This window comes from Kineococcus rhizosphaerae (assembly GCF_003002055.1).
In the GTDB taxonomy this organism is placed as follows: domain Bacteria; phylum Actinomycetota; class Actinomycetes; order Actinomycetales; family Kineococcaceae; genus Kineococcus; species Kineococcus rhizosphaerae.
Genome location: NZ_PVZF01000004.1, coordinates 39,919 through 65,451 on the forward strand (window position 1 = coordinate 39,919; position 25,533 = coordinate 65,451).

The window sequence follows — 25,533 nt, forward strand, 5'->3', positions numbered from 1 at the left end:
ATTCTACGAGCCGTCGGCGACCGGGTCCGACGCGTCGGCGGCGGCCGCGTCCGCACCGGGCACCGGGACCGGCCCCGTGCTCGGCGAGGGCTCCACGACGACGGGCAGCGTCGGGGTGACGACCACGACCGGGTCGGTCGCGCCGGGCGCCCCGCCCGTGCCGTCGGTCGGGGCCGAGGTCGCGGTGTCGGTCGGCGTCCCCGTGGCGGTGTCCGTCGGCGTCCCCGTGGCGGTGTCCGTCGGGGTGCCGGTCGGGGTGTCCGTCGCGGTGTCCGTCGGGGTGCCCGTCGCGGTGTCGGTCGGCGTGCCGGTGGCGGTGCCCGTACCGGGGTCGGTCGGGGTGCCGGTGTCCGTGGGCTGGTCCGTCGGGGAGCCCGGCGAACCGGTCGAGCCCGTGGACCCGCCCGGACCCGTCGCGCCGGTGGGTGCGGTGGTGGGCGGGACGACGGGCACCACGGGGACCGTGCCGCCCCTGCCCGGCGTCGTGCCGGCCGACCCCCCGGTCGTCGCGACCGGCGCGGACCCGGATCCAGGAGCCGGGGCCGTCGGCTCCGGGGGCGCCGTCTCCGTCGTGCGCCCCGGCTTCAGCGGCGCGACCCACGAGGGGGCCGAGGGGGACGGGGTGGTGGCCACGTCGGCCAGGCTGGTGCCGCCGGGGGTCACCGGGGCCGTGGCCGGGGCCGTCGCACCGGTCGAGGGGACCGCGAACGCCGACGAGTCGTCCTCGAGCGTGGCGAGGGTCTGGTTGACCTCGTCGACGACGGACGGGTCGACGACGGCGACGACGGAGGAGTCGCCGATCTGACGCTGCAGGTTCTGCAGACGCGCGGTGGCCGCTTCGCTGTCGCCGGAGGCGGCCTCCTTGCGAGCCTGCTTCAGCTCGCGCTGCACGCGTTCGGTCGGGGTGCCGCCGAAGGCGTTGAAGACGGTGTCGGGGAACCAGCCGGGCAGCTGCGCCGCGAACGACGTGGTGCCCCCGTCGGTCTGCTCGCCCAGCGGGCCGGCACCGGTCGCGGCGGCGGCCGCCGTCCCGCCCAGCAGGGCCAGCACCGCGGCGGCCGCGGCGGTGCCCCGGCCCAGGCGCTGCAGGGTGCGGCGCTGGGCCAGCAGGATCCGCGGCGCGGACGGGGCGGGGGCCGTCGCGGCCTCGGCCACGACGGCCTCGAGGCCGGGCAGGTCCACGGGCCGCACGCCCGCGGTCTCGGGGTCGGCGTGCAGCGCGTACGAGTCCAGCAGGCGGGCGACCGCGTCGCGCAGGTCGCTCTCGGTGGACTCGTGCCGCCCGAGCCGGTCCAGGAGGGCGTCGGTGGCCAGGAGGTCGGGCACGGAGAAGGAGTCGTCGTCCACGTCCCCTCCTTCCCGAGCCTGTGCCGAACCGGTCGTCGTCGTGGGGGTCGCGCCGCTCAGACCCCTCAGGTGCCCGCGCCTGCGGCCCCCGCCCCCGTCGGTGCCCCCGTTCACGGCGCCACCTGCAGGGACGTGTCCGCCAGGGCGGTCTTGCGCAGCTTCTGCATGGCCCGGTGCTGGGCCACCCGGACGGCACCGGCCGTCATGTCCAGGGCCCGGCCCGTCTCCTCGGCCGACATCCCGGCCCCCACCCGCAGCGTGATGATCTCGCGCAGCTTGGGCGGCAGGGTGTCCAGCAACCGGCCGACGGTCTCGGCGTCGAACGCGTCGAGCGCGCGCTGCTCGGGTCCGGGTTCGGCCGTGGCGGCGTCGGGGACGTCGTCGGTGGGGACCGGCGCCCGGTAGGAGGCCCGCTGCGCGTCGGCGACCTTGTTGGCCGCGATGCGGTAGACGAACGCCTCGAACGGGCGCCCGGTGTCCTTGTAGCGGGGCAGAGCCGTCAACACGGCGATGCAGACCTCCTGTGCCGCGTCCTCGGCGGCGTGATCAGCTCCGGGCAGTCGCCCGAGCTTGGCTCGGCAGTAACGGTGGACGAGGCGGCGCACCGCTGCCAGGAGGTCGGCGACGGCGCCCTGCTCACCCGACAGGGCACGTGCCGCCAGTTCCTGGAGCCCCCCGGCATCCGTGCTGTTCATCGCTGCCGACCGACCCGGTGTTACACCCGGCTGCGACCGGTTCCCCGCCCGGCCCGGGAGGTCGTCCACGGCCTCGCCGACGAGGTCGTCCACGACGTCGCCCACGACGTCGCCCGCGAGGTCGTCGCCGAGGTCGCCCGCGAGGTCGTCGGCGAGGTCGCCCGCGAGGTCGTCGGCGAGGTCGTCGGCGAGGTCGCCCGCGAGGCCGCCCGCGAGGTCGTCGGCGAGGCCGCCCGCGAGGTCGTCGGCGAGGTCGGACGGGAGACCGGCGCCACGGACCTCGATCTCGGCCGACCCGGCCGAGAACTCCACCCGGGGGACGTCGGGCGCCACGTCGGAGCCGACGGCGGACCCGACGTCCCGGCCGACGCCTGCGCGTCTGCTCTCGGCGTCGGGTCGGCCGCCGGCGTTGTCGACCGACTCGTCGCCCCCGGGGCTCACCTGCCTACCGTACGAGACCCCAGCGGAATCCCACAGCCACCGCCTGAGCGCGGTCGGCGGCCTCGAGCTTGCGGAACAGCCGACGCGCGTGCGTCTTGACCGTGTCCTCGGACAGGAACAGCTCCCGGCCGATCTCCGCGTTGCTGCGCCCGCGGCTCATGCCGACGAGCACCTGCTGCTCGCGCTCGGTGAGCACGGGCGCCCTGCCCGTGAGCACCGCACGCGTGCGGTTGCCGCCACGACGACGGCTGACGTCCTGGAGCGCCTGGAGCACCGCCGTGGCGAGCTCCTCGCGCGAGACGTCCTTCACCACGTACCCGCGAGCGCCGGCCGCGACCGCACGGGCCACACCGTCGCCGTCCTCGGCCATCGTGGCCATGAGGACGTTCGCCTCCGGGTGACGGGCGAGCAGCCGACGGGCCGCCTCCACGCCGCCGATGCCGGGCATCCGGACATCCATGATCACCAGCGAGGGCCGTTCGACGGGCCACCTCTGGAGAGCCTCTTCGCCCGAGCTCGCACCCACGACGCGGGTGACGCCCGGGACGGCGGCCACCATGCGTCGCATGGCCTCACGGGCCAGCGGAAGGTCATCGCAGACCAGTACCGTTGCCACCACAAACCTCTTCCCTGTGTGGGTGGAGCGTGGCCTTCCGTGGCCTCGCTGAGTCGCACGTCGGGTGCGCCACGAAGAGAAGTGTCGGCATGCGGACACCATCACCTGAGCGGATGCGCCCAGTTGGTGGCGCGAAGACCGGACGGCGTGCTAAGGGGGTCTAGAAGGACCGGCCCCGGCGGCTCACGCGGAGACGGCCTCGGCGCACGCGTCGACGGCTTCGGCGAGCGTGCGGACGCGCAGGACGCCCGGCCGCTCGTCGACCCGCTCGTCCCAGCCCTCGCCGAGGAGCACGACCAGGGGCGCGGGACGGACCCTCAGCAGGGCGTCGAGGTCGTGGGCGGCGACGGCCGCCTCGGCACGCTCGGCGTGCAGGAGCAGGGCGGGCGGGCGGACGCGGCGCACGGCGGCGGCGAGCAGGCGGACCGGCACCCCGTCCCCGACGCTGCGGGCCCCCGCGCCGGACCCGGTCAGCGCGGCGGCGGCGGCGAGCAGGACCGGGGTGCGGTCGCGGTCGTCGGCGGTGCCCGCCCCGGCGAGCAGGACGGAGCGTTCGCCGGTCGCGGTGGGCAGCGCGGACAGCGCCCGGGCGACGGCGGCGTGCATGGCCGCGTCGCGGGCGGCCGAGGCCGGGCCGAGGACCTCGTCCCAGGCCCGGGCCACGCCGCGGGTGCGGATCTCGTCGGCGAAGCGGTCGGCGAGGCTGGCCACCGCCCAGTCGGCGGCCTCGTCCGCGACGGCGGGACCGGGGTGCACCTCGGGCCCGGGGCGGGTCTCGGCGTCCTCGGACTCGTCGGGCCGGGACTCCTCGGTGGCCGGGCCGTCGGCCGCGCCGGCCGGCTCGGGGAGCACGGGCGCGAGCCCGGAGGTGGGCCCGGCGATCTGCGCGGCGTCGTTGACGGCGGCCTCGATGACGGCCGTGGGGATGGTGGACACGCTCGCGAGGGCGAACCCCCCGTCCGCGACGGCCGTCGTGGCGGCCAGCTGCGCGGCCTCGGCGGGGGCGACGCCCTCCAGCGTGAGCCGGCGCATCACCACCAGCCGGGCCAGGTCGGAGGAGGAGTAGCGGCGGTGCGCGCCCGCGGTGTGCTCGGAGGGGCCCAGCCCGTAGCGGCGGTCCCACGTGCGCAGCGTCGCGGGGGCGACCCCGAGGCGGCGCGCCACCGCCGCGACGGTCAGCGTCATGCGGGGGGCGGGCGGCGCGGGCACCCGGCCGGCGGCCTGCCCGGCGAGGGACCCGGTGACGTGGCCGGCGGCGGAGGACATGCCCCGAGTCTGGCGAAGGAGGGCCGTTCGCGCCACTCGCCCACCGCGCCGAGGTTGTTCAGGCTTGTCCAGGAGCGGTTCAGCGCTGGTCAGGACGGGCGGGCCGCCGGTCGGGTTGCGCCGGCACAAATGCTCTGCACGTTGTTCACACCTGGTTCAGCAGGTTGTTCACGCGATCGCGCACCGGGCCGGGGACGTCCCGAGGGGTGATCGTGAACAGGTTCGCCCCCGGGGCTTGAACAACTTCTGGCGCGGTTGTACGTTCAGTGTCAGTCAGCAAGATCCCCTCCAGCTCAGGAGCGCACCATGGCCGAGATCTCCCGCCTCCCCGGACCCGTCGCCGACATCTGGGAGTGGCAGCTCGACGGGTCGTGCCGCGAGGCCGACCCGAACCTCTTCTTCCACCCCGAGGGCGAGCGCGGCCCCGCCCGCCGCAACCGCGACGCGGCCGCGCAGGCGATCTGCGGCGGCTGCCCCGTGCTCGAGCAGTGCCGCAAGCACGCCCTGAAGGTCCGCGAGCCCTACGGCGTCTGGGGCGGCCTCACCGAGGACGACCGCGAGGCCATCTACACCTCCGAGCGTCGCCGCGGGCTGCGCGCCGTCAGCTGACAGCCCCGCTCCACCCGCGCGCGGTGTGGTGCGGCGCGCGGACGTGACCAGCGGACGCGGAAGGGCCCGGCTCCCCACGGAGCCGGGCCCTTCGTCGTGCTCAGGCGGAGAGGTCAGTGGCCGTGGCCGTGGCCGTGGCCCGCAGCGGCGGGCTCCTCCTCCTTCTTGTCCACGACGAGGGTGTCGGTGGTCAGGACCATCGACGCGATCGACGCGGCGTTGCGCAGGGCCGAACGGGTGACCTTGACCGGGTCGAGGACACCGCCGGCCAGCAGGTCGACGTACTCGCCGGTCGCCGCGTTCAGGCCGTGACCGGGCTCGAGGGAGCGGACCTTCTCGACGACGACGTAGCCCTCGAGGCCGGCGTTCTCGGCGATCCAGCGCAGCGGCTCGGAGGCCGCCTTGCGGACGAGGGCGACACCGGTCGCCTCGTCGCCGGACTTGCCGAGGTCGTCCTCGAGCACGGAGACGGCGTGCACCAGGGCCGAGCCGCCGCCGGCGACGATGCCCTCCTCGATCGCGGCGCGCGTCGCGGAGACGGCGTCCTCGATGCGGTGCTTCTTCTCCTTGAGCTCGACCTCGGTGTGCGCGCCCACCTTGATGACGACGACGCCGCCGGACAGCTTGGCGAGGCGCTCCTGGAGCTTCTCGCGGTCCCAGTCGGAGTCGGTCCGCTCGACCTCGGCCTTGATCTGGGCGACGCGACCGGCGATGTCGTCGGCCGAGCCGGCGCCGTCGACGATCGTCGTGTCGTCCTTGGTGACCGTGATGCGGCGGGCGGTGCCGAGGACGTCGAGGTCGATCTGGTCGAGCTTGAGGCCGACCTCCTCGGCCACGACCTGCGCGCCGGTCAGGGTCGCGATGTCCTGCAGGATCGCCTTGCGGCGGTCGCCGAAGCCGGGGGCCTTCACCGCGACGGCGTTGAAGGTGCCGCGGATCTTGTTCACGACCAGGGTCGACAGCGCCTCGCCGTCGACGTCCTCGGCGATGATCAGCAGCGGCTTGGCGGCCTTGAGGACCTTCTCCAGCAGCGGCAGCAGGTCCTGCACCGTGGAGATCTTGCCCTGGTGCACGAGGACGTAGGCGTCCTCGAGGACCGCTTCCTGGCGCTCGGCGTCGGTCACGAAGTACGGCGAGATGTAGCCCTTGTCGAACTGCATCCCCTCGGTGAAGTCCAGCTCGAGGGCGGTCGTGGAGGACTCCTCGACCGTGATGACGCCGTCCTTGCCGACCTTGTCGAACGCGTCGGCGAGCAGGTCGCCGACCGTCGCGTCCTGGGCCGAGATCGTCGCGACGTGGGCGATGTCGCCCTTGCCGTCGACGTCGCGGGCCAGCGACAGGAGCTTGTCGTTGACGGCCTCGACGGCCGCGTCGATGCCGCGCTTGAGACCCGAGGGGGCCGCGCCGGCCGCGACGTTGCGCAGGCCTTCCTTGACGAGGGCCTGGGCCAGGACGGTCGCGGTGGTGGTGCCGTCACCGGCGACGTCGTTCGTCTTGGTGGCGACCTCCTTCGCGAGCTGCGCGCCGAGGTTCTCGTACGGGTCGTCGAGCTCGACCTCGCGGGCGATGGTGACGCCGTCGTTCGTGATCGTCGGCGCCCCCCACTTCTTGTCGATGACGACGTTGCGGCCCTTGGGCCCCAGGGTCACCTTGACGGCGTTGGCGAGGGCGTCGACACCGCGCTCGAGGGACTTGCGGGCCTTGTCGTCGAACGAGAGCTGCTTGGCCATGTCTTCTTCCTTCCGTGTCTGCGTGCGCAACGAGGGACGCCCCGGGCACCCGAGATCGGGTGCCCGGGGCGTCAGGACCTCGGGTCGCTTACTTGGCGACCTTGGCGAGGACGTCGCGCGCCGAGAGGATCAGCAGCTCGTCGCCGCCGTACTTGACCTCGGTGCCGCCGTACTTGGAGTAGATGACCTTGTCGCCGACGGCGACGTCGACCGGCACGCGGTTGCCGTTGTCGTCCACGCGACCCGGGCCCACGGCCAGGACCTCGCCCTCCTGGGGCTTCTCCTTGGCGGTGTCCGGGATGACGAGACCGGAAGCGGTCGTCTGCTCCGCGTCGAGCGGCTTGACGACGATGCGGTCCTCGAGCGGAGTGATGGAGACCGACACTGGTGCGGCCCTCCCCTTCTGCTTCAGCGAACTGGCGTACGGGACGGTCGGTGGGGTGGGGAGCGGACGCACGTCGTCGCGGGTGCCGTTCGGCCGCTGCCCCGTTGGCACTCCCCCGTGGGGAGTGCCACCGACGCTGCGCGAGACGTTAGCACTCAGGGCAGGCGAGTGCCAGGTGCGGGGGCCTCCTGGCAGCATCTACCGGGTGAACACCGCGGACGTCGAGGCGCTGCTGTCCCCCGCGGGCCTCGCCCTGCTCGCCGAGCTGGCGGGCACGACCACCGAGGACCCCGTCGCCCTCGCCGCCCGGCTGCGCCGCGAGGGCCACGACCCGGCGCTCGCGGCCCTGGCCACGACCCAGTCGCGGCTGCGGGCGCGCGCGGCCGCGAAGTTCGGCCCCCGCGCCGCGTCGCTGCTGTTCACCGCCGCCGGGGCCGAGCAGGCGACGCGCGCCGTGGTGGCCGCCGAGCACGCGCGCCGGTTCGCCGCGGCCGGGGTGTCCCGGGTCGCCGACCTCGGCTGCGGCGTGGGCGCGGACTCCCTCGCCTTCCTCGACGCGGGGCTGACGGTGCTGCCCGTCGACGCCGACCCGGTGACCGCCGCGGTGGCGACCCACAACCTCGGGGTGCCGGTGCGCTGCGAGGACGTCACCGCCGGGATCGTCGACGAGCTGTCCGGCGGCGAGGGCGCGTGGTTCGACCCCGCCCGGCGCACGTCGGGCGGGCGCCGGGTCTTCGACCCCGAGGCGACCTCCCCGCCCCTGTCGTTCGTGCTCACCACCGCGCAGCGGGTCCCGGCCACGGGCGCCAAGCTCGCGCCGGGCCTGCCCCACGACCTGGTGCCCGTCGGGGCCGAGGCGCAGTGGACGTCGGTCGACGGCGAGGTCGTCGAGTGCGCGCTGTGGTGCGGGCCGCTCGCGCGGCCGGGCGTGGCCCGCAGCGCCCGCGTCGTCCGGTCGGGTTCCGTCGTCGAGCTCGACTCCCGGGACCTGCCGGAGGCCACCGTGGGCGAGGTCGGGAGTTTCCTGCACGAACCCGACGGGGCCGTCATCCGCGCCGGGCTCGTCGGGCGGGTGGCCGCCGACCTCGGCGGCCGGCTCGTCGACGAGACCATCGCCTACGTCACGACGGACTCCGCGGCCTCGTCGGAGTTCGCGCGCTCGTTCCGGGTCCTGGAGGTCATGCCCTTCGGGCTCAAGGCGCTGCGCTCGAGGTTGCGCGCGCTGGACGTCGGGCCGGTGACGGTGAAGAAGCGCGGCACCGCCGTGGACCCCGACCAGTTGCGCCGGCAGCTGGCGCTCAAGGGGTCCCGGGCGGCGACGATCGTGCTGACGCGGTTGCGGGGCAGGCAGAGCGTGCTGGTGGTCGAACCCGTCAGCTGATGCGCGCCCGCAGGACCAGGGCGTCGACGTCGTCGGGCTGGTAGTAGCGGGCCCGGCGGGCGATCTGGGAGAAACCCTCGCTGCGGTAGAGGTTCTGCGCGGGTGAGTTGTCGGCGCGGACCTCCAGCAGCAGGTGCGTGGCCCCCGCCGCCACGGCCTCGGCCCGCAGGGCGCGCAGCAGTCCGCGTCCCGTGCCCCGGCCCTGGTGGTCCCGCGCGACGCCGATCGTCTGGACGTCCGCGTCGGCGCCGTTGACCATCACGCCCCCGTACCCGACGACCTCCTCGCCCTCGAGGGCGACGAGGAAACTCCGGTTGGGCTGGGCCAATTCGCCCCAGAACGACTCCACCGACCACGCCGTGGCGCCGAAGAGGTCGCGTTCGAGGGCGTGCACGTCGGCGACGTGCCACCAGCGCATCTCCTGCAGTTCCACGGGTCCAGGGTAGGTGCGGCCCGGACCGCTGCCCGCGCAGCGCGCACGTCGGGACCCCACCGGGCGCGTCCCGGGGTCCGGAGCGTGCGTTGAGCGCGGGGGGTGGACGGGGTACGGTCGGGACGTGGCGCAGAACTCGTTTACCCGCCCCCGGCTGCCGAGCAGCCGCGGGGGCGCTGCGGTCTGCCGCGAGCCCTGACGCGGGGCCGCCGGCCGGGGGTGTCGACCACCACCCGACCGACGGGAAGGAAACCCCGTGGACCTCTGGCACGCTCTCGACCTCCGTGACCTCACGAACCCCGCGCACGGCCCGCACGCCTTGCAACTCCTGCTCGACGACGTCCTCGCGACCCTGGTGGACGCCTGGGGGTGCGACCTCGACGTCCAGCGCCGCCACCCCGTCGTGGCCGTCGCGGACAACTACGACCACCTCGGGTACGCGCCCGACGCCGTGACCCGCGACGCCCGCTACACGCACTACGTGAGCGGGGCGATGATGCTGCGCAGCCACACGAGCGCGGGGGTTCCCCCCGCCCTGCGGGCGCTCGGGGGAACCCCGCCCCGCGACCTCCTGCTGGCCCTGCCGGGCATGGTGCACCGCCGCGACACCATCGACCGGCTGCACGTCGGGACCCCGCACCAGGTCGACCTGTGGCGGGTCGGCGGGAAACCCCTCCGGGTCGCGGACCTCGAGGAGTTCGTGGGGCTGCTCGTCGGCGCCGTCCTGCCCGGTGCGGCGTGGCGCACCGTCGCGACCGTCCACCCGTACACCGAGCACGGCCTGCAGGTCGACGTCGAGACCCCCGACGGGTGGGTGGAACTGGCCGAGTGCGGGCTGGCCGCCCCGCACGTCCTGCGCGCCGCCGGCCTGGACCCCGCCCGCTGCCACGGCCTGGCCCTGGGGATGGGTCTGGACCGGGCCCTGATGCTGCGCAAGGGGATCGACGACATCCGGGTGCTGCGTTCCGGCGACCGGCGGGTCAGCGCGCAGCTGCAGGACCTGCTGCCGTTCCGGCCGGTGTCGAAGAACCCGCCCGTCCGCCGCGACCTGTCGATCGTCGTCGACGGACCCACCGACGCCGAACTCCTCGGCGACGCCGTGCGCACGGCGCTGGGACCCGACGTCGAGGACCTGGAGACCGTCGAGGTGCTGAGCAGCACGGCGCACGACGACCTGCCGGTCGCGGCCCGGGAACGGCTGGGGATCGCGCCGGGCCAGGTCAACGTCCTCCTGCGCGTCGTGCTGCGCCCGCTGTCCAGGACCCTGACCGACACCGAGGCCAACGTCCTGCGCGACCGCGTCTACGCCGCCGTCCACCGCGGGTCGCGCGCGCAGTGGGCCCGCCCGGGAGGAGTTCCGCGGGGGTGAGGCCGACGGGGACGGCGCGCAGCCGCGTCGTCCCCGGACCGCGGCGGGCTCAGCCCTGCGCCGCCACGGGGCGCGGGACGGGCGTGATCGTGCGGCGGCTGAGGCGCCAGGCCCCGCGGTCGCGGCGCAGGACGTCGTCGTGGCCGACCGCCAGGGTCTGACCGTCCGGCATGAGCATCAGCCCCTTCGAGCGGACCGTCGCCCCGTCGTCCGTCCCGGTGACGACGACGTTGGTCACGAAGTGGGCGAGCGGGGCGCGTCCGGAACGGGCCATCCCCGCGGCCGCCGCGCGGATGCCGTCCCGGCCGCGGAACACCCCCAGACCGGTGGCGCTCATGTCGTACACCGCGTCGGGGGTGAAGACCTCGTCCAGCTCGTCGAACCGGCCGGCGTCGACGGCGTCGGCGAGGCGGGCGAGGGTCTCGTGGATCTGCAGGCGGTCGTCGGGGTTCACGGTCATCACCACTCCAGGTCGGGCCGGCGGAGCGTCGGCGGTACTCAGTACCATACAGTACTGAGACCCACTTGGTACTTGATTCCGGCCAAGGTAGGCTTCCCCCCCGTGGCCCACCCCCCGTCGAACCCCACCTCCCTCGTGGAGCGCAAGCGGCGCCTCGTCCAGCAGCGCATCGTCGACGCCGCCGACGAACTGTTCGCCGAGAAGGGTTTCGAGAACGTCTCGGTGACCGACATCGCCGCGCGCGCCGACGTCGGGCGCACCACGTTCTTCCGCTACTTCGGCGACAAGACGGAGGTCGTCTTCGCCCGCGAGCGCGAGGTCCTCGACGCGGTCGCGGAACTCCTGGCCCGCGGGCCCGGACCCGCCCGCGACGCCACCGAGGCCGTCGAACGGCTGCGCCCCGTGGTGCTCGACGTCTGCGCGCGCGTCACGTCAGACCCCCACGAGCACGAGCGCCACGGCCGGCTCCTCGCCCTGCACCCCGAACTGCAGGCGCGGGACGCGCTCAAGGCGCAGCAGATGGCCGACCTGCTCGCCGACGCCCTCGTGCGCGAGGGCACGGACGAGGCGTCCGCCGTGCTCGCCGCCCAGGTCGCCCTGGCCTGCTACCGGACCGGCCGGCGTCGCGCCGCCACGGCGGGCGCCCTGGTCGAGGAGACGCGGGCCGCCTTCGAGGCCGCCCTCCGGCTCGGCCGCGCCTGAGCCCGATCCGTCCCGGCGTTCAGCGGTCCCCGCGGTCGAGGGCGCGTTCCCCCCGCACGTCGACCAGCAGCTGGTCGGAACTGGTGCGGAACCGCTTGGTGCCCAGCATCATCGCCGCAGCCAGGAACGGCAGGACGCCCAGCGCGGCGATCCCGAGCGCGTCGGAGTCGGTGGCGCTGGCGATCCCCTCCCGCAGGTTCGGGGCGACGAACCCGCCGAGGTTGCCGAGGGAGTTGATGAGGCCGATGCCGGCCGCGGCGGCCGGCCCGGTGAGGAAGGCCGTCGGGAAGGACCAGGTGATGGGGCCGATGCTCAGGAACGACGACACCGCGATCGTGATGAAGAGGATGCCCAGCAGCGCGAACCCGTTGGCGCCGGCCCACGCGGAACCGAAGACGAAGATCCCGGTGCTGACGAACAGCATCGCGCCCCAGGTGCGGCGACGGGCCACGGTCACCGCGTTCTTCCCGACGTAGTAGCACGCGAAGATGCCGACGGTCCACGGGATCGCGGCGATCAGCCCGACCTGCCAGCCGACGTCGCGGCCCACCAGGCTGGACACCTGGTCCGGCAGGTTGAACGTCACCCCGTACACCGCGATCTGCAGGCAGAAGTAGATGACGGTGAAGTACCAGACCCGCCCGTTGCGCATGGCCGCCCACACCCCGCTGGGCCCGTCGCTGCGGCGCAGCTCGTCCTCCCCGGCCATCGCCTCGCGCAGGGCCGTCTTCTGCGGCGCGGACAGGAACGTCGCCTTCTCCGGGGAGTCCACCAGCAGGAAGATCGCGGCCACGCCGGCGATCACGGCCAGCGCGCCCTCCACGGCGAACATCAGCTGCCACCCGGTGACGCCGCCGGCCGAGGCGTTCCCCAGGTCGATGAGGACCCCCGAGAGCGGGGAACCGATGATCTGGGAGAACGGCTGGGCCAGGTAGAAGATGGCGAACAACCGCACGCGGTCGCGGTTGGGGAACCACTCCGAGAGGTACATGATGATGCCGGGGAACAACCCGGCCTCGGTGACTCCGAGCAGGAAGCGCAGGGCGATGAACGACGTCTCGCCCTGCACGAAGGCGAAGGACGCCGACACCAGGCCCCAGGTGATGGCGATGCGGGCCAGCCACAGCTTGGCGCCGAACCGCTGCAGGGCGAGGTTGCTGGGGATCTCGAAGATCGCGTAGCCGATGAAGAACACCCCGGCCCCGAACGCGTACGCGGCGGCGGAGATCCCCCGGTCCACCTCCAGGCCCTCGGTCGCGAACCCCACGTTGGTGCGGTCCAGGAACGCGACCACGTAGAGGATCACGATCATCGGCATCAGGCGCCGGGTCGCGCGGCTGACCGCCGAGGCAAGCACGGTTCCGGACGGTGCGGCCGGCGTCGTCGCTGGCATGGGGACCTCCTCGTCGAGACTTCCCGTTGTAACGATCGACAGGCTACGCCGAGTCGTGCTCGGTCACGCCGTGACGCGTTTGCGCGCTCCCGGCTCCGTCGCGTCGGGACGGCGCAGGTACAGCGGCTCGGGCGGGAGCAGTTCCCAGGTCCCCCGCCCGGCGAGGGCGTCCACGACGAGCTGGGCCAGGGCCGCCCCGTCGACGTCGAAGGGTTCGCGCACCCCGCCGAGCAGGTCGGGGTGCAGCCGCGTGCCCGCGCCCACGACGGGCACGTCGGGGTGCACGTCGGCGGGGGCCACGACGTCGGGACCGGCCGTGCGGCGCACCCCGTGCCCGTCGGCGACGTACCGGGCGGTGTGGACCTCGCGCCGGCGCGCGTCGGTGGCCACGAGGAACTCCCCGCTCAGCCCGGCGGCGACGGCCTGCGCGGCGATCGCGTCCAGGGAGCAGACCCCGTGGACCCGCGCGCCCCAGGCCAGCGCGAGCGTGCGGGCCGTCACCAGGCCCACGCGCAGGCCCGTGTACGGGCCCGGTCCGACGCCGACGGCGACGTCGGTGACGTCGGTGCGCTCGCGCCCGGCCTCGGCCAGCACCGCGGCGACGGTGGGCACGAGGACCTCGTTGTGGCTGCGCGCGGTCCCGGCGCGGGTCGCGGCGAGGACCCGCTCGCCGTCGTGGAGGGCGACGGCCACGCCGTCGGTCGCGGTGTCCAGGGCGAGCAGCAGCACGCGGCGAGTCTAGGCGCGCACCCTCCGGGGACGGCACGTTGTCCGGCGCAGGGCGCCGGCTCCATCCGCGGTCCCGTTCAACGGGACCGCGGAGTCAACGTGCCGGTTCCGACGGGTGGGCCAGGCGCCGGGCGAAGCGGACGGAGGCGGCGAACACGGCGGGGGCGTCGCGGTCGGACGTCAGCTCGTGGAAGCTGTTGGCGTACACCACCTCCGTGACGTCGTCGGAGGAGACGCCCGCGAGGACCAGCTTCGACGACAGCGCGGGGACCACGTGGTCGACGCGCGAGCGCAGCAGGAGCAGCGGCTGGTGGACCAGAGCCAGGTCCTCCCGGGTCCGCCGCCACCCGGAGGACTGCGAGACGAGCGCGCGCAGCGGCGTCCGGTCGTAGGCCAGCACCTCGGCCCCCGGGTCGTTGAGGTCGCCCGCGATGGCGGGCCAGCCGGGCAGGACCCGGCCCAGGGTCGCGACCACGAGCTCCTTCCACGGCGCGAGGCCGACGGCCGGGTTCGCGAGCACCAGGCCGTGCACGCGTCCCGGGCGCAGCTCGGCCAGCCGCAGGGCCAGGCACCCGCCCATGGAGATCCCGGCCACGAGCACGACCTCGTTGCCCAGCCGGTCCAGCGCCGCCCCGGCCGCGCTCAGCCAGTCGTCCCACGTGCTGCGGTCGCAGTCCGCGACCGTCGTCCCGTGCCCGGGCAGCAGCGGGACCTCGACGTCGAACCCCGCGGCGTGGAACTCCTCGGCCCACCCGGCCACGCTCAGCGGGGTCGCGGTGAAGCCGTGCAGCACGAGGACGCCCGTGCGGGGCCGTCCGGCGTGCCGCCGGGAGAAGCCCCGCACCCGCTCGTCGGGAGTGCGCTCGGCGAGCGTCACGAGAACTCGACCCCGTCCCAGCGCGGTCCGACCCCCCGGACCCGGACGCGGCGCGGTTCCACCGGCGCGTCCCCCTCGACGTCGACGGCCCCGTGCGGGCGCAGGAGCTCGATCTCCAGCCGCGGCCCGGCGAGGTCCTCGACGAGCCCGCGGCCCCACTCCACCACCGTGACGGCCTCGTCGGCCGTGGTGTCGAGGTCGAGGTCGTCGACCTCGGCCAGGGACCCGAGGCGGTAGGCGTCCACGTGGACGAGGACGGGCCCGCCCACCAGGGAGGGGTGCTCGCGGGCGATGACGAACGTCGGGGACGTCACGGGACCGCGGACCCCGAGGCCGTCGGCCAGGCCGCGGGTGAACGTCGTCTTGCCGGCGCCGAGGTCGCCCGCGAGGACCACGAGGTCGCCCGCGCGCAGCAACCGGCCGACGCGTTCGCCGAACGCCGCGGTCTCCTGCGGGGTGGCCAGTTCGAGCTCGGTCACCGGGTCCTCCGTCGGGTGCGGTGCGGCAGGGGCACGACGACCTCGTCGGGCACGTGCCCGGCCTCCGTCCCCGCCCGCGACAGCAGGCGTTCGAGCCGGGCGGTGACGACGGACGGGTGCTCGAGCATGAGCAGGTGCCCGGCGCCGCGCACGAGGACGTGCTCGGCGCCCGGGATCGCGTCGGCGATCTCGCGGCCGTGCGCGGCGGGGGTCATGAGGTCGCGCTCGGCGGCCAGGACGAGCACGGGCCGCCCGGACAGCCCCGCGAGCGCCGCGGTCTCGTCGAGGGTGCCGAAGGCGGGCAGCAGGTCGGCGATGACGTCGACGGGGGTGCCGGCCAGCATCCTGGCGGTGAGCCGGACGAGCTCGGGGGCGACGGGACCGGCGAAGTTCCAGTGCCGGACGAGGCGCTGCTCGAGCTCGGCGCCCGCGCGCCGGGACCGTTCGAGGACCTCGTAGCGACCCTCGTCGGTGTTGCGCTGGACGCGTTCGAGGGCGAGTTCGGCCCAGTGCACGAGGTGGTGGCCGAGCAGCGGCAGGCCGTGGTCGACGGCGGCCATCCCCCCGGCGCTCGTCGCGACGAGGGCCACGGCCTGCAGCCGCGGCAGCAGGTCGGGGCGGCGCGCGGCGAGCTCCATGACGGTCATGCCGCCCAGGGAGTGCCCGACGAGGACGAACGGGCCGTCGGGGACCACGGCGTCGAGGACCTGCCCGAGGTCGTCGGCGAGACGGGCCACGGTGACGGGCCCGGCGGGGCCGCGCCCGGAGCGTCCGTGGCCGCGCTGGTCGGGCAGCACGAGCCGGTACCGCCCGCGCAGCGCGAGGCGCTGGAAGTGCCAGGAGTCGGCGGTCAGGGCGTACCCGTGGCAGAAGACGACCGCGGGACCGCCCGGGCGGTCGGGGGCGTCGACCTCGACGTGCAGCCGGGCGCCGTCGTCGGTGACGACGTCCACGGCCTCGCCCGTCAGCGGGTGCAGCTCCTCGCGGCGCACGTCGCGGCGCACGTCGCGGGGGTGCCGGCGCACCCGCAGCGCGGGCCTCACGCGCCCCGCCCCGCCGCCCGGCCCGTGTGCACGCGCGGGACGCGGGAGCCGATGCGGGTGACGATCTCCCAGGAGATGGTCCCGGCCGCCGCGGCCCAGTCGTCGGCCGTGGCCTCCCCCGCCTCGCCCGGGCCGAAGACGACGGCGAGGTCACCGGCCTCGGCGGCGTCGTCGCCGAGGTCGACGACGACCTGGTCCATGCAGACCCGCCCGGCGATGCGCCGCCGGGCCCCGGCGACGAGGACCTCCCCGGAGCGCCGCCCGTCCCACGACGCGTGCCGGGGCACGCCGTCGCCGTAGCCGACGGGCACGAGCCCGAGCGTGGTGTCGGCCTGCGCGGTGTACGTCAGGCCGTAGGAGACGCCGGCGCCGGCCGGGACGCGCCGGACGTGGGCCAGCCGCGCCGCGAGCGTCATGGCCGGGCGCAGCCCGAGCTCGGCGGCCGTGGCCCGTTCGGGGGCGGGGCTGAGCCCGTAGACCGCCAGCCCCGCGCGCACGAGGTCGTAACGGGCCTGCGGGACGAAGAACGCCGCGGCGGAGTTCGCGTGGTGGCGCAGGCCGGGGTCGACGCCGTGCTCGCGGGCGGTCCGCAGCGCGGCCTCGAAGGCCTGCAGCTGGGCGGGCACCGAGGGGTCGCCCGCGACGTCGGCGCTGGCGAAGTGCGCCCAGGTGCCGCGGACGACGACGTCGCCGGCGTCGACGTGCTTGGCGACGGCGTCGAGCAGGGCGGGCCACTCGGCCGGGGAGGCGCCGCCGCGCGACATGCCGGTGTCGACCTCCAGGTGCACGCGGGCGCACCGGCCGGTCGCGCGGGCCGCCGCGACGAGGCTCTCCAGGGCCCAGACGGCGGACACCGAGACGTCGATCCCGGCCCGCACGGCGGGGAGGAGGTCGGTCCCGGGGGTGAGGATCCAGGCGAGGACGTCGGCCTCGACACCGGCCCCGCGCAGGGCGAGGGCCTCGTGGACGTGGGCGACCCCGAGCCAGGTGGCCCCGCCCGCGAGCGCGGCGCGGGCGACGGGGACGAGCCCGTGGCCGTAGGCGTCGGCCTTGACGACGGCCATGACCGCAGCGGGGCCCACGGCGCGGCGGACGACCTCGACGTTGTGCTCGACGGCGTCGAGGTCGACCAGGGCCACGGCGGGCAGCCCGGCCGGGACGTCAGGACGTGGGGGCACCCTTCGACGGTACCCGTCCCCGCTCGGCCCACCCCGGCAGGGACGTCAGCGCCGCGGGGACGGCGTCGGCGACGTCGAGGGCGGCGAGAGGCCCACCGGCGGAGGCGAGCGCGGCGGCCCGGCCGTGCAGGACGGCGGCGTCGGCGGCGACGACCGCGGGGTCGTCGTGGGGGCGCCCGGCGAGGGCCGCGCCGAGGACCCCGGCCAGGACGTCGCCGGCGCCGGCGGTGGACAGCCAGTCGGTCGCGGAGGCGGCGGTCAGGACGCGGTCGCCGACGATGGTGGTCACCGACCCCTTGAGCAGCACCGTGGCACCCGTCTCGGCGTGTGCGCGGCGGGCGAAGGTCAGCGGGTCGGCCTCGACGGCGGACCGCTCGACGCCCAGGAGGCGGGCGAGCTCGCCGGCGTGCGGGGTGAGGACGTGGTGGGGTCCGAGCCCGTCGGGCAGGTCGTGCAGGGCCCCGGCGTCGACGACGGCGGGTTCGCCGGAGGCCAGGGCGTCACGGATGCGGGCCTGCTGCTCGGGGTCGTCGGGCGAGACGCCCGGGCCGAGGACCCACGCCTGGACGCGGCCGGGACCCGCGACGGCCTCCGGGCGGCGCTGGCGGACGAGTTCGGTGGGGTGGGCGGGGCCCACGTAGCGGACCATCCCGGCGCCGGCGCGGACGGCGGCCTCGACGGCCAGGACGGCGGCGCCGGTGTAGTCGGGCCCGCCGGCGACGACCCCGACGACGCCGCGGGAGTACTTGTCGTCGGTGGGCGCGGGGCGGCGCCAGCGGGCGGCCACGTCACCGGGCTCGACGCGCTCGACGGCGGGGGCGGGCAGGTCCAGTCCGAGGTCGACGACGAGGAGCTGCCCGCAGCGCGCCGCGGCGGGCGCGAGCAGGTGCACGGGTTTGGCCGTGCCGAACGTGACGGTGACGTCGGCGGCCATCACCTCGCCGGTCACGGCCCCGGTGTCGGCGTCGAGGCCGGAGGGCAGGTCCACGGCCACGACGACGGGGCCGTCGAGGGCCGACAGCCCCTCGACCGCCGGGCGCAGCCCGCCCCGGCCGCCGATGCCCGCGATCCCGTCGAGCACCAGGTCCGCCGCGGCGCACGTCGACTCGTCCCCCGGGCGCCACGGCCGGGACCGCGCACCGGCGCGCCGGGCCGCCGCGAGGGCCTCGGTGTGGACCCGCCCGGAGGTCAGCAGCGCCGTGACGGCCGCGCCGCGCCGCGCCAGCCGGGCGGCCGCGAGGAGGGCGTCGCCGCCGTTGTCGCCGGGGCCGGCGAGGACCACGACCGTCCGCCCGGCGACGCCGCCGGTGGTGTCCCGCAGCAGGTCCGCGCAGACGACGTCGAGGGCCGCGGCGGCCCGCTGCATGAGCGTGCCGGCCGGCAGCGCCGCCTTCGCGACCTCCTCGGCCGCGCGCACGGTCTCGACGGTGTGGGCGCTGATCACGGCTACTCGCCCTCGGCGACCACCATGGCGGTGGCGATGCCGGCGTCGTGCGACAGGGACAGGTGGAACGTCGCCACCCCCATGCCCTCGGCGATCTCCCGGGCGCTGCCCTTGACGACGATCTCGGGGCGGTGGCCGTCCTCGCGCTCGACGACGACGTCGCGCCAGACGAGTCCCACGGGCGCGCCGAGGGACTTGGCCACGGCCTCCTTGGCCGCGAACCGCGCGGCCAGCGACTCCGGCGGCAGGCCGCGCTCGCCGTCGCCGAAGAGCCGTTCGAGCAGCAGCGGTGTGCGCTCGACCTGTCGTTTGAAGCGCGCGACGTCGACGACGTCGATGCCGATCCCGATGATCATCCGTGCATCCCTCCACGCCTGTTCACGGGGGCTCCCGTCCGCCGGCGTCACCGTCCCACGAGGGCCCGCGACGCCCGACGGCGGGGGGTCGCGGGCTCACTCCACGGTGACGGACTTCGCGAGGTTGCGGGGCTGGTCGACGTCGAGGCCCTTGGCCGTGGCGAGCTCGCACGCGAACACCTGCAGCGGCACGACGGCCAGCAGCGGGGACAGCAGGGTCGAGGTCCGCGGGATGCGGATGACGACGTCGGCGAAGGGTTCCACCGCGGTGTCGCCCTGCTCGGCGATGACGAGGGTCCGGGCACCGCGGGCGCGGACCTCCTGGATGTTCGAGACGACCTTGGAGTGCAGCGAGTCGCGCCCGCGCGGGCTGGGCACGACCACGAAGACGGGCTGGCCGGGTTCGACGAGCGCGATGGGGCCGTGCTTGAGCTCCCCGGCCGCGAAACCCTCGGCGTGGATGTAGGCGAGTTCCTTCAGCTTCAGCGCCCCCTCCATCGCGACGGGGTAGCCGACGTGCCGGCCCAGGAACAGCACCGAGCGGGTGTCGGCCATGTACCGGGCGATCTCGCGGACCTGCTCGAGGCCGTCGAGGACCTGCCGGACCTGCCCGGGGATCTCGTGCAGCTGCGCGAGGACCTCGGCCACCTCGTCGGCGAACTTGTTGCCGCGCAGCTGGGCCAGGAACAGCCCGAGCAGGTAGCAGGCGGTGATCTGGGCGAGGAACGCCTTGGTCGAGGCGACCGCGATCTCCGGCCCGGCGTGGGTGTAGAGCACCGCGTCGGACTCGCGCGGGATCGTCGAGCCGTTGGTGTTGCAGATCGCCAGGACCTTCGCGCCCTGCTCACGGGCGTGCCGGACGGCCATGATCGTGTCCATCGTCTCCCCCGACTGGGAGATCGCGACGACGAGCGTGCGCTCGGAGACGACGGGGTCGCGGTAGCGGAACTCGTGGGCGAGCTCGACCTCGACGGGGACCCGGCACCAGTGCTCGATGGCGTACTTGGCGACCTGCCCGGCGTACGCGGCCGTCCCGCACGCGACGACGACGATCTTGTCGATGCTGCGCAGCTCGGCCTCGCCGATCTTCATCTCGTCCAGCTGCAACCGCCCGCCCGCGTCGACGCGGCCCAGCAGGGTGTCGGCGATGGCCTGCGGCTGGTCGTGGATCTCCTTGGCCATGAAGGACGGGTACCCGCCCTTCTCGGCGGCCGCGGCGTCCCAGTCGACGTGGAAGCGGCGGCCCTCGACGGGGGCGCCGTCGAAGCCGATGACGGCCACCGACGTCGGGGTGATGGTGACGATCTGGTCCTGGCCCAGTTCGAGGGCCTCGCGGGTGGAGGCGATGAACGCGGCGACGTCGGAGCCGAGGTAGTTCGCGCCCTCGCCCAGGCCCACGACGAGCGGGGAGTTGCGCCGGGCGCCGACGATCGTGTCGGGGGCGTCGGCGTGCACGGCCAGCAGCGTGAAGGCGCCCTCCAGGCGCAGGCAGACGGCGCGCATGGCCTCGGTCAGGTCACCCGCGTACGCGCGGGCCAGCAGGTGCGCGACGACCTCGGTGTCGGTCTCGCTGGCGAACTCGACCCCGGCGGCGAGCAGCTCGGCGCGCAGCGTCGCGAAGTTCTCGACGATCCCGTTGTGGATGACGGCGAGCTCGCCGCCGACCCCGACGTGCGGGTGCGCGTTGGCGTCCGTCGGCCCCCCGTGGGTGGCCCACCGGGTGTGGCCGATGGCCGTGGCCGCCTGCGGCAGCGGGTCGGCGTCCAGGACCTCGACGAGGTTGGCGAGCTTGCCGGCCTTCTTGCGGGTGTCCACCCCGTCGGGCGTGACGACGGCGATGCCCGCCGAGTCGTACCCCCGGTACTCCAGTCGCCGCAGCCCCTCCAGCACCACGTCAGTGCCCAGCTGGGCGGTCCCCACGTACCCGACGATTCCGCACATGCTGTCGAGGGTACGGTCCGCGGCCCGGCTCTCCGGTCACCTCGCGGTCCCCGTCACCCGGTAGCCTCTCGCCGGTGAGCTCGGGCACGACCACCACCCCCCCGTCCGCGGCGACGGTGGGGCCGGCGCACACCCCCACCCCCTACGTGGTGCTCGACCGGGCGCACTGGAGCGCGCTGCGGGCCAACACCCCCCTGACCCTGACGGCCGAGGACGTCGCCCGCCTGCGGGGCCTGGGCGACCGCGTCGACCTGCGCGAGGTCGAGGAGGTCTACCTGCCCCTGTCGCGGCTGCTGACCCTCTACGACCGCTCCGCCGGGTCGCTGCACGCCGCGACGTCGACGTTCCTCGGGGAGTCGGTGCAGCGCACCCCGTTCGTCATCGGCATCGCCGGGTCGGTGGCCGTGGGCAAGTCCACGACGGCGCGCGTGCTGCGCGAGCTGCTCTCGCACTGGCCCGAGACCCCGCGCGTCGAACTCGTCACCACCGACGGCTTCCTGCTGCCGAACGCCGAGCTGGAACGACGCGGCATCCTGCACCGCAAGGGTTTCCCGGAGAGCTACGACCGCCGTGCGCTGCTGCGGTTCCTCGCGGCCGTGAAGTCCGGGGCTCCCGAGGTCCACGCCCCGGTCTACTCCCACCTCGTCTACGACATCGTGCCGGACGAGCACGTCCGCGTGAGCCGGCCGGACGTGCTCATCGTCGAGGGGCTCAACGTGCTGCAGCCCGCGCGGGTGCGCGCCGACGGCACCCAGGGCGTCGCCGTCAGCGACTACTTCGACTTCTCCCTGTACGTCGACGCGCGCAGCGAGGACGTGCGGAGCTGGTACGTCGACCGGTTCCTCGAACTGCGCCGCACCGCGTTCTCCAAGCCGCAGTCCTACTTCCACCGGTACGCCGCCCTCACCGACGACGAGGCCGTGGCCCGCGCGCGGCGCATCTGGAACGACATCAACGGCCCCAACCTCGCCGAGAACGTCCTGCCGACGCGGGGACGGGCGACGTGCGTCCTGCAGAAGGGCGCTGACCACTCGGTGCGTCAGGTGCGACTGCGCAAGGTCTGATCCGGCAGCGTCCGGCGGACCGCCGCGAGCGGTGCCTCGAGCTCCTCGATGAACTCGTCGAGCACGAAACCCATGGCCTCGTTGACGGCCACCATCGGCGCGTTCGACACCGCGTTCCACGTCGAGACCCGTTGCGCGGCGGGGTGGTCGGCGACCGCCCGGCGCAGGCACTCCAGTTTCACGAGCGTTCCCAGCCGGTGCCCGCGGTGCTCCGCGACGACGAGGGTGTCCAGCTGGATCAGCCGCTCGGGCTCGTCGTCGGAGACGACGAGCACCGTGTACGCCACGAGCTGCCCACCACCGTCGGCGGCCACCGCGACCCACTGGCGGCGGCCCTGCGCGGCCCGCTCGGCCTCGACCTCGCGGACGCGGGCGCCGTCCCACACCTCCGGTTCGACGGTGAGGTCGTCCCGGGGCACGTCGGTGCTCATGCGGGCGTTCAGCCGCGCCAGCGCCTCCAGGTCCTCCTCGGGGACCGGTCCCGCCCAGCTGCGGACCGCGTACCCCGCGGCGTGCGCGCGGGCGTCGGACTCCAGGGCGGCCAGCCTCGTCGGGGGGACCGGCAGCGGCAGCTGCCGGCGCGCCGCCAGCTGGCCCCGGATGAACCCCCGGCGGCGCGCGGCGACCGACCCCGGCCAGCGGGTCTCGTCCACGGCCGCCGGCCGGTCGACGCTGACGCGCACCGACGTGCGCCCCGCCGCCGCGACCACGTCCAGCGCGTGCGAGAGCAGGGCCGTGCCGACGCCGCGGCGCCGGTGGGCGGGGTGCACGACGACGTTCACCCACGCGACGTGGGTGTTGTCCCGCAGGTAGAGCTCGACCTCGGCGACCGCGACGGGTTCGCCGTGCTCCAGGGCCAGGACGTGGTGCCTGAGCTGCTCGGTGCTGCCCCGCTCCAGCGCCGCCCGCAGCTCACCCCGCCGCCACGTCGAGGGGTCGTCCCGGCCGACCGCCTCGCCCGCGGCGAGGACGTCGTACCAGGGGTCGAACCACCGCCGCGCCCAGTCGCGGCGGTCGGGTGCGGCGTTGGTGGTGCCGGTGAACTCCACCGGACCAGTCAGGCAGAACCGCCCGTCACAGCGCCAGTCGTTTGAGGACGACCCCGGCCAGCCGGTCGGCCACGGCCTGCGCGTGCTCGGTGTGGGCGGCCTCGACCATGACCCGCACGAGCGGTTCGGTCCCGCTGGGGCGCAGCAGGACCCGGCCGGTCTCGCCCAGCTCGCGCTCGGCGTCGGCGACGGCCGCCAGGAGGTCCTCGTCGCTGCCCGCGCGGGACTTGTCGACCCCGCGCACGTTGACGAGCACCTGCGGCAGCCGCTCGACGACGCCGGCGAGGTCGGCCAGGCCGCGGCCCGTCTCGGCCATCCGGGCCAGGAGCTGCAGACCCGTCAGGACGCCGTCGCCCGTGGTCGCGTGCGCTGGCAGGACGACGTGGCCGCTCTGCTCGCCGCCGATGCTCCAGCGCCCGGCGTTCAGCGCCTCCAGGACGTAGCGGTCCCCGACGCCCGTCTCGACCACCGTCACGCCCTCGCGCTGCATGGCGAGCTTGAGCCCGAGGTTGCTCATGACGGTGGCGACCAGGGTGTCCTCGACGAGCTGACCGCGCTCACGCAGACCCAGGGCGAGGACGGCCATGATCTGGTCGCCGTCGACGGTGTCGCCCGCGGCGTCCACCGCCAGGCACCGGTCGGCGTCGCCGTCGTGGGCGATGCCGACGTCGGCGCCGTGCGTCACGACCGCCGCGCTGACCGGGCCGAGGTGGGTCGACCCGCAGCCGTCGTTGATGTTCAGGCCGTCGGGGGCCGCGTACAGCGTCGTCACCCGGGCGCCCGCCTCCCGCAGGACGCGCGGGGAGATCGCGCTGGCCGCGCCGTTGGCGCAGTCGACGACGACGTGCAGGCCCTTCAGCGACCCCGGTCCGCCCGGCAGCGTCGACAGCAGGTGCTCGACGTAGGTGTCCTGGGCGTCCTGCTCGACGTCCGGCCCGGCGTGCAGCCGCCCGACCCCGGCTCCCGTGGGCCGGCGCGCGTCGCGGGCGCCGAACGCGGCCTCGATGCGGTCCTCGACGTCGTCGGGCAGCTTCGTGCCGCCCCGGGCGAAGATCTTCAGCCCGTTGTCCGGCATGGCGTTGTGCGAGGCGGACAGCATCACGCCGAAGTCCGCGCCGGAGGTCGCGACCAGGTGGGCCAGGGCCGGGGTCGGCACCACCCCCAGGTGGAGGACGTCGACCCCCGAACTGGCCAGGCCGGCCACGACCGCCGCGGTCAGGAACTCCCCCGAGGCGCGCGGGTCACGGGCGACCAGGGCCCGCGGCCGCGCCGCTGCGCCCCCGCCGTCGAGGACGGTCGCCGCGGCAGCGGCCAGCCCCAACGCCATCTCGGCGGTCAGGTCGACGTTCGCCAGCCCCCGCACCCCGTCGGTCCCGAACAGCCGCCCCACCCTGTGTTCCTCTCCCCCACTCGGCCGAACCCGGCCCCAGACACCACGACGGCCCCGGGAGGTGTCCCGGGGCCGTCGTGACGGTACTCGCTGCGGTGCGCTGGATCAGCGCTTGCTGAACTGCGGCGCCTTGCGGGCCTTCTTCAGACCGGCCTTCTTGCGCTCGATGGCGCGCGGGTCGCGGGTCAGGAAGCCGGCCTTCTTCAGGGACGGGCGGTTCGCCTCGAGGTCCACGGCGTTCAGCGCGCGGGCCACGCCCAGGCGCAGCGCACCGGCCTGGCCGGAGGAGCCACCGCCGTGGATGCGGGCGATGACGTCGAACGAACCCTCGAGCGCGGTGACGCGGAACGGCTCGTTGACGAGCTGCTGGTGCACCTTGTTCGGGAAGTAGTCGTCCAGGTCGCGGCCGTTGATCTTCCACTGGCCGGAGCCGGGGACGATGCGGACGCGGGCGACGGCCTCCTTGCGGCGGCCGGTGGCCCCGCCGGGGGCGATGATGCTGTTGCCGCCGGTGGCCGGGGCGGACGATTCCGACGTGTAGGACCCGTCGAACTCGTCGGTCTCGGTGATGTCCTCGACGACGTCTTCAGTCGTGTACTCGCTCACGATGCTCCTCGTTCAGTTCGCCGTGTGGGTGCCGCGGCTCACTGCGCGACCTGGGTGATCGTGAAGGGCACGGGCTGCTGCGCGCCGTGCGGGTGCTCCGGGCCGGCGTAGACCTTGAGCTTGCTCAGGACCTGACGGCCGAGGGCGTTCTTGGGGATCATGCCGCGGATGGCCTTCTCGACGGCCTTCTCCGGGTTCTTGTCGAGCAGCTCGACGTAGGAGGTGGCCTTGAGGCCGCCCGGGTAGCCCGAGTGGCGGTAGGCGACCTTCTGCTCGCGCTTGGAGCCGGTCAGGGCCACCTTGGAGGCGTTGACGATGATGACGTAGTCGCCACCGTCGACGTGCGGGGCGAACGTCGCCTTGTGCTTGCCTCGCAGGAGGGTCGCGGCCTGGACGGCCAGACGGCCCAGAACGACGTCCTCCGCGTCGATGACGAGCCAGCGGCGGTCGATGTCGCCCGGCTTCGGGGTGAACGTGCGCACGGGGGTTGCCCATCTCCTCGAGACGAATTGCGGACTGGGCCCGCGCTCGAGTCCTCCGGCGCCGGGAG

Annotated in this window: 26 protein-coding genes; 5 read left to right on the forward strand and 21 right to left on the reverse strand. The window is 75.0% G+C overall.

Annotated elements, in window-relative coordinates:
- Positions 1–3: 3 nt before the first annotated feature.
- The 4 genes from CLV37_RS28055 to CLV37_RS28060 all read right to left on the reverse strand — a co-directional run bounded on the left by CLV37_RS28055 (position 4) and on the right by CLV37_RS28060 (position 4,365).
- Entirely contained in the window at positions 4–1,347 is a 1,344-nt protein-coding gene (locus CLV37_RS28055) for a hypothetical protein (RefSeq protein WP_106209539.1), read from the reverse strand.
- A gap of 110 nt (positions 1,348–1,457) precedes the next feature.
- On the reverse strand, positions 1,458–2,483 hold the full coding sequence (shbA, locus tag CLV37_RS28475; RefSeq protein WP_245885333.1) for an RNA polymerase sigma factor ShbA: 1,026 nt from the start codon (positions 2,481–2,483) through the stop codon (positions 1,458–1,460).
- Positions 2,484–2,487: 4 nt separating this feature from the next.
- Entirely contained in the window at positions 2,488–3,099 is a 612-nt protein-coding gene (locus CLV37_RS09300; protein WP_170127148.1) for a response regulator transcription factor, read from the reverse strand.
- A gap of 183 nt (positions 3,100–3,282) precedes the next feature.
- Entirely contained in the window at positions 3,283–4,365 is a 1,083-nt protein-coding gene (locus tag CLV37_RS28060; protein WP_211298520.1) for a MerR family transcriptional regulator, read from the reverse strand.
- Positions 4,366–4,671: 306 nt separating this feature from the next.
- Here CLV37_RS28060 and CLV37_RS09310 point away from each other — a divergent pair, with 306 nt between their 5' ends.
- A complete protein-coding gene (locus CLV37_RS09310; RefSeq protein WP_106209543.1) occupies positions 4,672–4,974 on the forward strand; it encodes a WhiB family transcriptional regulator in 303 nt (100 codons plus the stop codon).
- A 113-nt stretch (positions 4,975–5,087) separates the two neighbouring features.
- On the opposite strand, the gene groL is transcribed toward CLV37_RS09310, so the two are convergent.
- Both groL and groES read right to left on the reverse strand, forming a co-directional pair.
- The gene (gene groL / locus CLV37_RS09315) at positions 5,088–6,704 is read right to left on the reverse strand and encodes a chaperonin GroEL (protein WP_106209545.1); all 1,617 of its coding nucleotides are present in this window, start codon (positions 6,702–6,704) and stop codon (positions 5,088–5,090) included.
- An 88-nt stretch (positions 6,705–6,792) separates the two neighbouring features.
- Entirely contained in the window at positions 6,793–7,089 is a 297-nt protein-coding gene (groES, locus tag CLV37_RS09320) for a co-chaperone GroES (RefSeq protein ID WP_012084928.1), read from the reverse strand.
- Positions 7,090–7,294: 205 nt separating this feature from the next.
- On the opposite strand from groES, the gene CLV37_RS09325 reads away from it, so the two are divergent.
- Positions 7,295–8,470 (forward strand): class I SAM-dependent methyltransferase, encoded by a 1,176-nt coding sequence (locus tag CLV37_RS09325; RefSeq protein WP_106209548.1) that lies wholly within the window; start codon positions 7,295–7,297, stop codon positions 8,468–8,470.
- Here the strand turns inward: CLV37_RS09325 and rimI are convergent.
- Entirely contained in the window at positions 8,463–8,903 is a 441-nt protein-coding gene (rimI, locus tag CLV37_RS09330) for a ribosomal protein S18-alanine N-acetyltransferase (protein WP_211298521.1), read from the reverse strand. The genes CLV37_RS09325 and rimI overlap by 8 nt on opposite strands.
- 256 nt (positions 8,904–9,159) lie before the next feature.
- On the opposite strand from rimI, the gene srmL reads away from it, so the two are divergent.
- The gene (gene srmL, locus CLV37_RS09335; RefSeq protein ID WP_106209550.1) at positions 9,160–10,272 is read left to right on the forward strand and encodes a PheS-related mystery ligase SrmL; all 1,113 of its coding nucleotides are present in this window, start codon (positions 9,160–9,162) and stop codon (positions 10,270–10,272) included.
- A gap of 49 nt (positions 10,273–10,321) precedes the next feature.
- Here srmL and CLV37_RS09340 read toward each other — a convergent pair whose 3' ends face one another.
- A complete protein-coding gene (locus CLV37_RS09340; RefSeq protein ID WP_342762256.1) occupies positions 10,322–10,732 on the reverse strand; it encodes a nuclear transport factor 2 family protein in 411 nt (136 codons plus the stop codon).
- Between the two features lie 102 nt (positions 10,733–10,834).
- On the opposite strand from CLV37_RS09340, the gene CLV37_RS09345 reads away from it, so the two are divergent.
- The gene (locus CLV37_RS09345) at positions 10,835–11,434 is read left to right on the forward strand and encodes a TetR/AcrR family transcriptional regulator (RefSeq protein ID WP_106209552.1); all 600 of its coding nucleotides are present in this window, start codon (positions 10,835–10,837) and stop codon (positions 11,432–11,434) included.
- 19 nt (positions 11,435–11,453) lie between these two features.
- Here CLV37_RS09345 and CLV37_RS09350 read toward each other — a convergent pair whose 3' ends face one another.
- From CLV37_RS09350 to glmS, 9 genes are all read right to left on the reverse strand, one after another.
- The gene (locus CLV37_RS09350; protein ID WP_106209555.1) at positions 11,454–12,827 is read right to left on the reverse strand and encodes an MFS transporter; all 1,374 of its coding nucleotides are present in this window, start codon (positions 12,825–12,827) and stop codon (positions 11,454–11,456) included.
- A gap of 63 nt (positions 12,828–12,890) precedes the next feature.
- Complete coding sequence (gene tsaB / locus CLV37_RS09355) at positions 12,891–13,556, reverse strand: tRNA (adenosine(37)-N6)-threonylcarbamoyltransferase complex dimerization subunit type 1 TsaB (protein ID WP_106209558.1); 666 nt, start codon at positions 13,554–13,556, stop codon at positions 12,891–12,893.
- Positions 13,557–13,650: 94 nt separating this feature from the next.
- Positions 13,651–14,433: an alpha/beta hydrolase gene (locus tag CLV37_RS09360; RefSeq protein WP_211298522.1), complete on the reverse strand. Its 783-nt coding sequence runs from the start codon at positions 14,431–14,433 to the stop codon at positions 13,651–13,653.
- Positions 14,430–14,912 carry a tRNA (adenosine(37)-N6)-threonylcarbamoyltransferase complex ATPase subunit type 1 TsaE gene (gene tsaE, locus CLV37_RS09365; protein WP_106209560.1) on the reverse strand — a complete coding sequence of 161 codons (483 nt, stop codon included), beginning with the start codon at positions 14,910–14,912 and terminating at the stop codon, positions 14,430–14,432. Before tsaE ends, CLV37_RS09360 begins: the two co-directional genes overlap by 4 nt.
- Positions 14,909–15,955: an alpha/beta fold hydrolase gene (locus CLV37_RS09370; protein ID WP_170127149.1), complete on the reverse strand. Its 1,047-nt coding sequence runs from the start codon at positions 15,953–15,955 to the stop codon at positions 14,909–14,911. The genes tsaE and CLV37_RS09370 overlap by 4 nt, the downstream gene beginning before the upstream one ends.
- Positions 15,952–17,133, reverse strand: a complete 1,182-nt coding sequence (gene alr, locus CLV37_RS09375) for an alanine racemase (RefSeq protein WP_211298523.1) — start codon at positions 17,131–17,133, stop codon at positions 15,952–15,954. The genes CLV37_RS09370 and alr overlap by 4 nt, the downstream gene beginning before the upstream one ends.
- Positions 17,117–18,577, reverse strand: a complete 1,461-nt coding sequence (locus tag CLV37_RS09380; protein WP_106209564.1) for an NAD(P)H-hydrate epimerase — start codon at positions 18,575–18,577, stop codon at positions 17,117–17,119. The genes alr and CLV37_RS09380 overlap by 17 nt, the downstream gene beginning before the upstream one ends.
- 2 nt (positions 18,578–18,579) lie before the next feature.
- Complete coding sequence (locus CLV37_RS09385; RefSeq protein WP_106209566.1) at positions 18,580–18,933, reverse strand: holo-ACP synthase; 354 nt, start codon at positions 18,931–18,933, stop codon at positions 18,580–18,582.
- A 96-nt stretch (positions 18,934–19,029) separates the two neighbouring features.
- Positions 19,030–20,874 carry a glutamine--fructose-6-phosphate transaminase (isomerizing) gene (gene glmS / locus CLV37_RS09390; RefSeq protein ID WP_106209568.1) on the reverse strand — a complete coding sequence of 615 codons (1,845 nt, stop codon included), beginning with the start codon at positions 20,872–20,874 and terminating at the stop codon, positions 19,030–19,032.
- A gap of 74 nt (positions 20,875–20,948) precedes the next feature.
- Here glmS and coaA point away from each other — a divergent pair, with 74 nt between their 5' ends.
- Entirely contained in the window at positions 20,949–21,938 is a 990-nt protein-coding gene (gene coaA / locus CLV37_RS09395) for a type I pantothenate kinase (RefSeq protein ID WP_245885334.1), read from the forward strand.
- Here the strand turns inward: coaA and CLV37_RS09400 are convergent.
- The 4 genes from CLV37_RS09400 to rplM form a co-directional block, all read right to left on the reverse strand.
- Complete coding sequence (locus tag CLV37_RS09400; RefSeq protein WP_106209570.1) at positions 21,914–22,987, reverse strand: GNAT family N-acetyltransferase; 1,074 nt, start codon at positions 22,985–22,987, stop codon at positions 21,914–21,916. The two genes, coaA and CLV37_RS09400, sit on opposite strands and share 25 nt — an antisense overlap.
- 25 nt (positions 22,988–23,012) lie before the next feature.
- The gene (gene glmM / locus CLV37_RS09405) at positions 23,013–24,377 is read right to left on the reverse strand and encodes a phosphoglucosamine mutase (protein ID WP_106209572.1); all 1,365 of its coding nucleotides are present in this window, start codon (positions 24,375–24,377) and stop codon (positions 23,013–23,015) included.
- 105 nt (positions 24,378–24,482) lie between these two features.
- Positions 24,483–24,983, reverse strand: a complete 501-nt coding sequence (gene rpsI, locus CLV37_RS09410) for a 30S ribosomal protein S9 (RefSeq protein WP_425433616.1) — start codon at positions 24,981–24,983, stop codon at positions 24,483–24,485.
- A 38-nt stretch (positions 24,984–25,021) separates the two neighbouring features.
- On the reverse strand, positions 25,022–25,465 hold the full coding sequence (gene rplM, locus CLV37_RS09415) for a 50S ribosomal protein L13 (protein WP_106209574.1): 444 nt from the start codon (positions 25,463–25,465) through the stop codon (positions 25,022–25,024).
- Between the last annotated feature and the right edge of the window lie 68 nt (positions 25,466–25,533).

Bases quoted from the DNA above. Each gene is read 5' to 3' on its own strand.
- glmS (WP_106209568.1), bottom strand. From the start codon at position 20,874: ATGTGCGGAATCGTCGGGTACGTGGGGACCGCCCAGCTGGGCACTGAC.
- CLV37_RS09385 (WP_106209566.1), bottom strand. From the start codon at position 18,933: ATGATCATCGGGATCGGCATCGACGTCGTCGACGTCGCGCGCTTCAAA.
- CLV37_RS09310 (WP_106209543.1), top strand. From the start codon at position 4,672: ATGGCCGAGATCTCCCGCCTCCCCGGACCCGTCGCCGACATCTGGGAG.
- CLV37_RS28060 (WP_211298520.1), bottom strand. From the start codon at position 4,365: ATGTCCTCCGCCGCCGGCCACGTCACCGGGTCCCTCGCCGGGCAGGCC.
- groL (WP_106209545.1), bottom strand. From the start codon at position 6,704: ATGGCCAAGCAGCTCTCGTTCGACGACAAGGCCCGCAAGTCCCTCGAG.
- CLV37_RS09350 (WP_106209555.1), bottom strand. From the start codon at position 12,827: ATGCCAGCGACGACGCCGGCCGCACCGTCCGGAACCGTGCTTGCCTCG.
- CLV37_RS09340 (WP_342762256.1), bottom strand. From the start codon at position 10,732: ATGACCGTGAACCCCGACGACCGCCTGCAGATCCACGAGACCCTCGCC.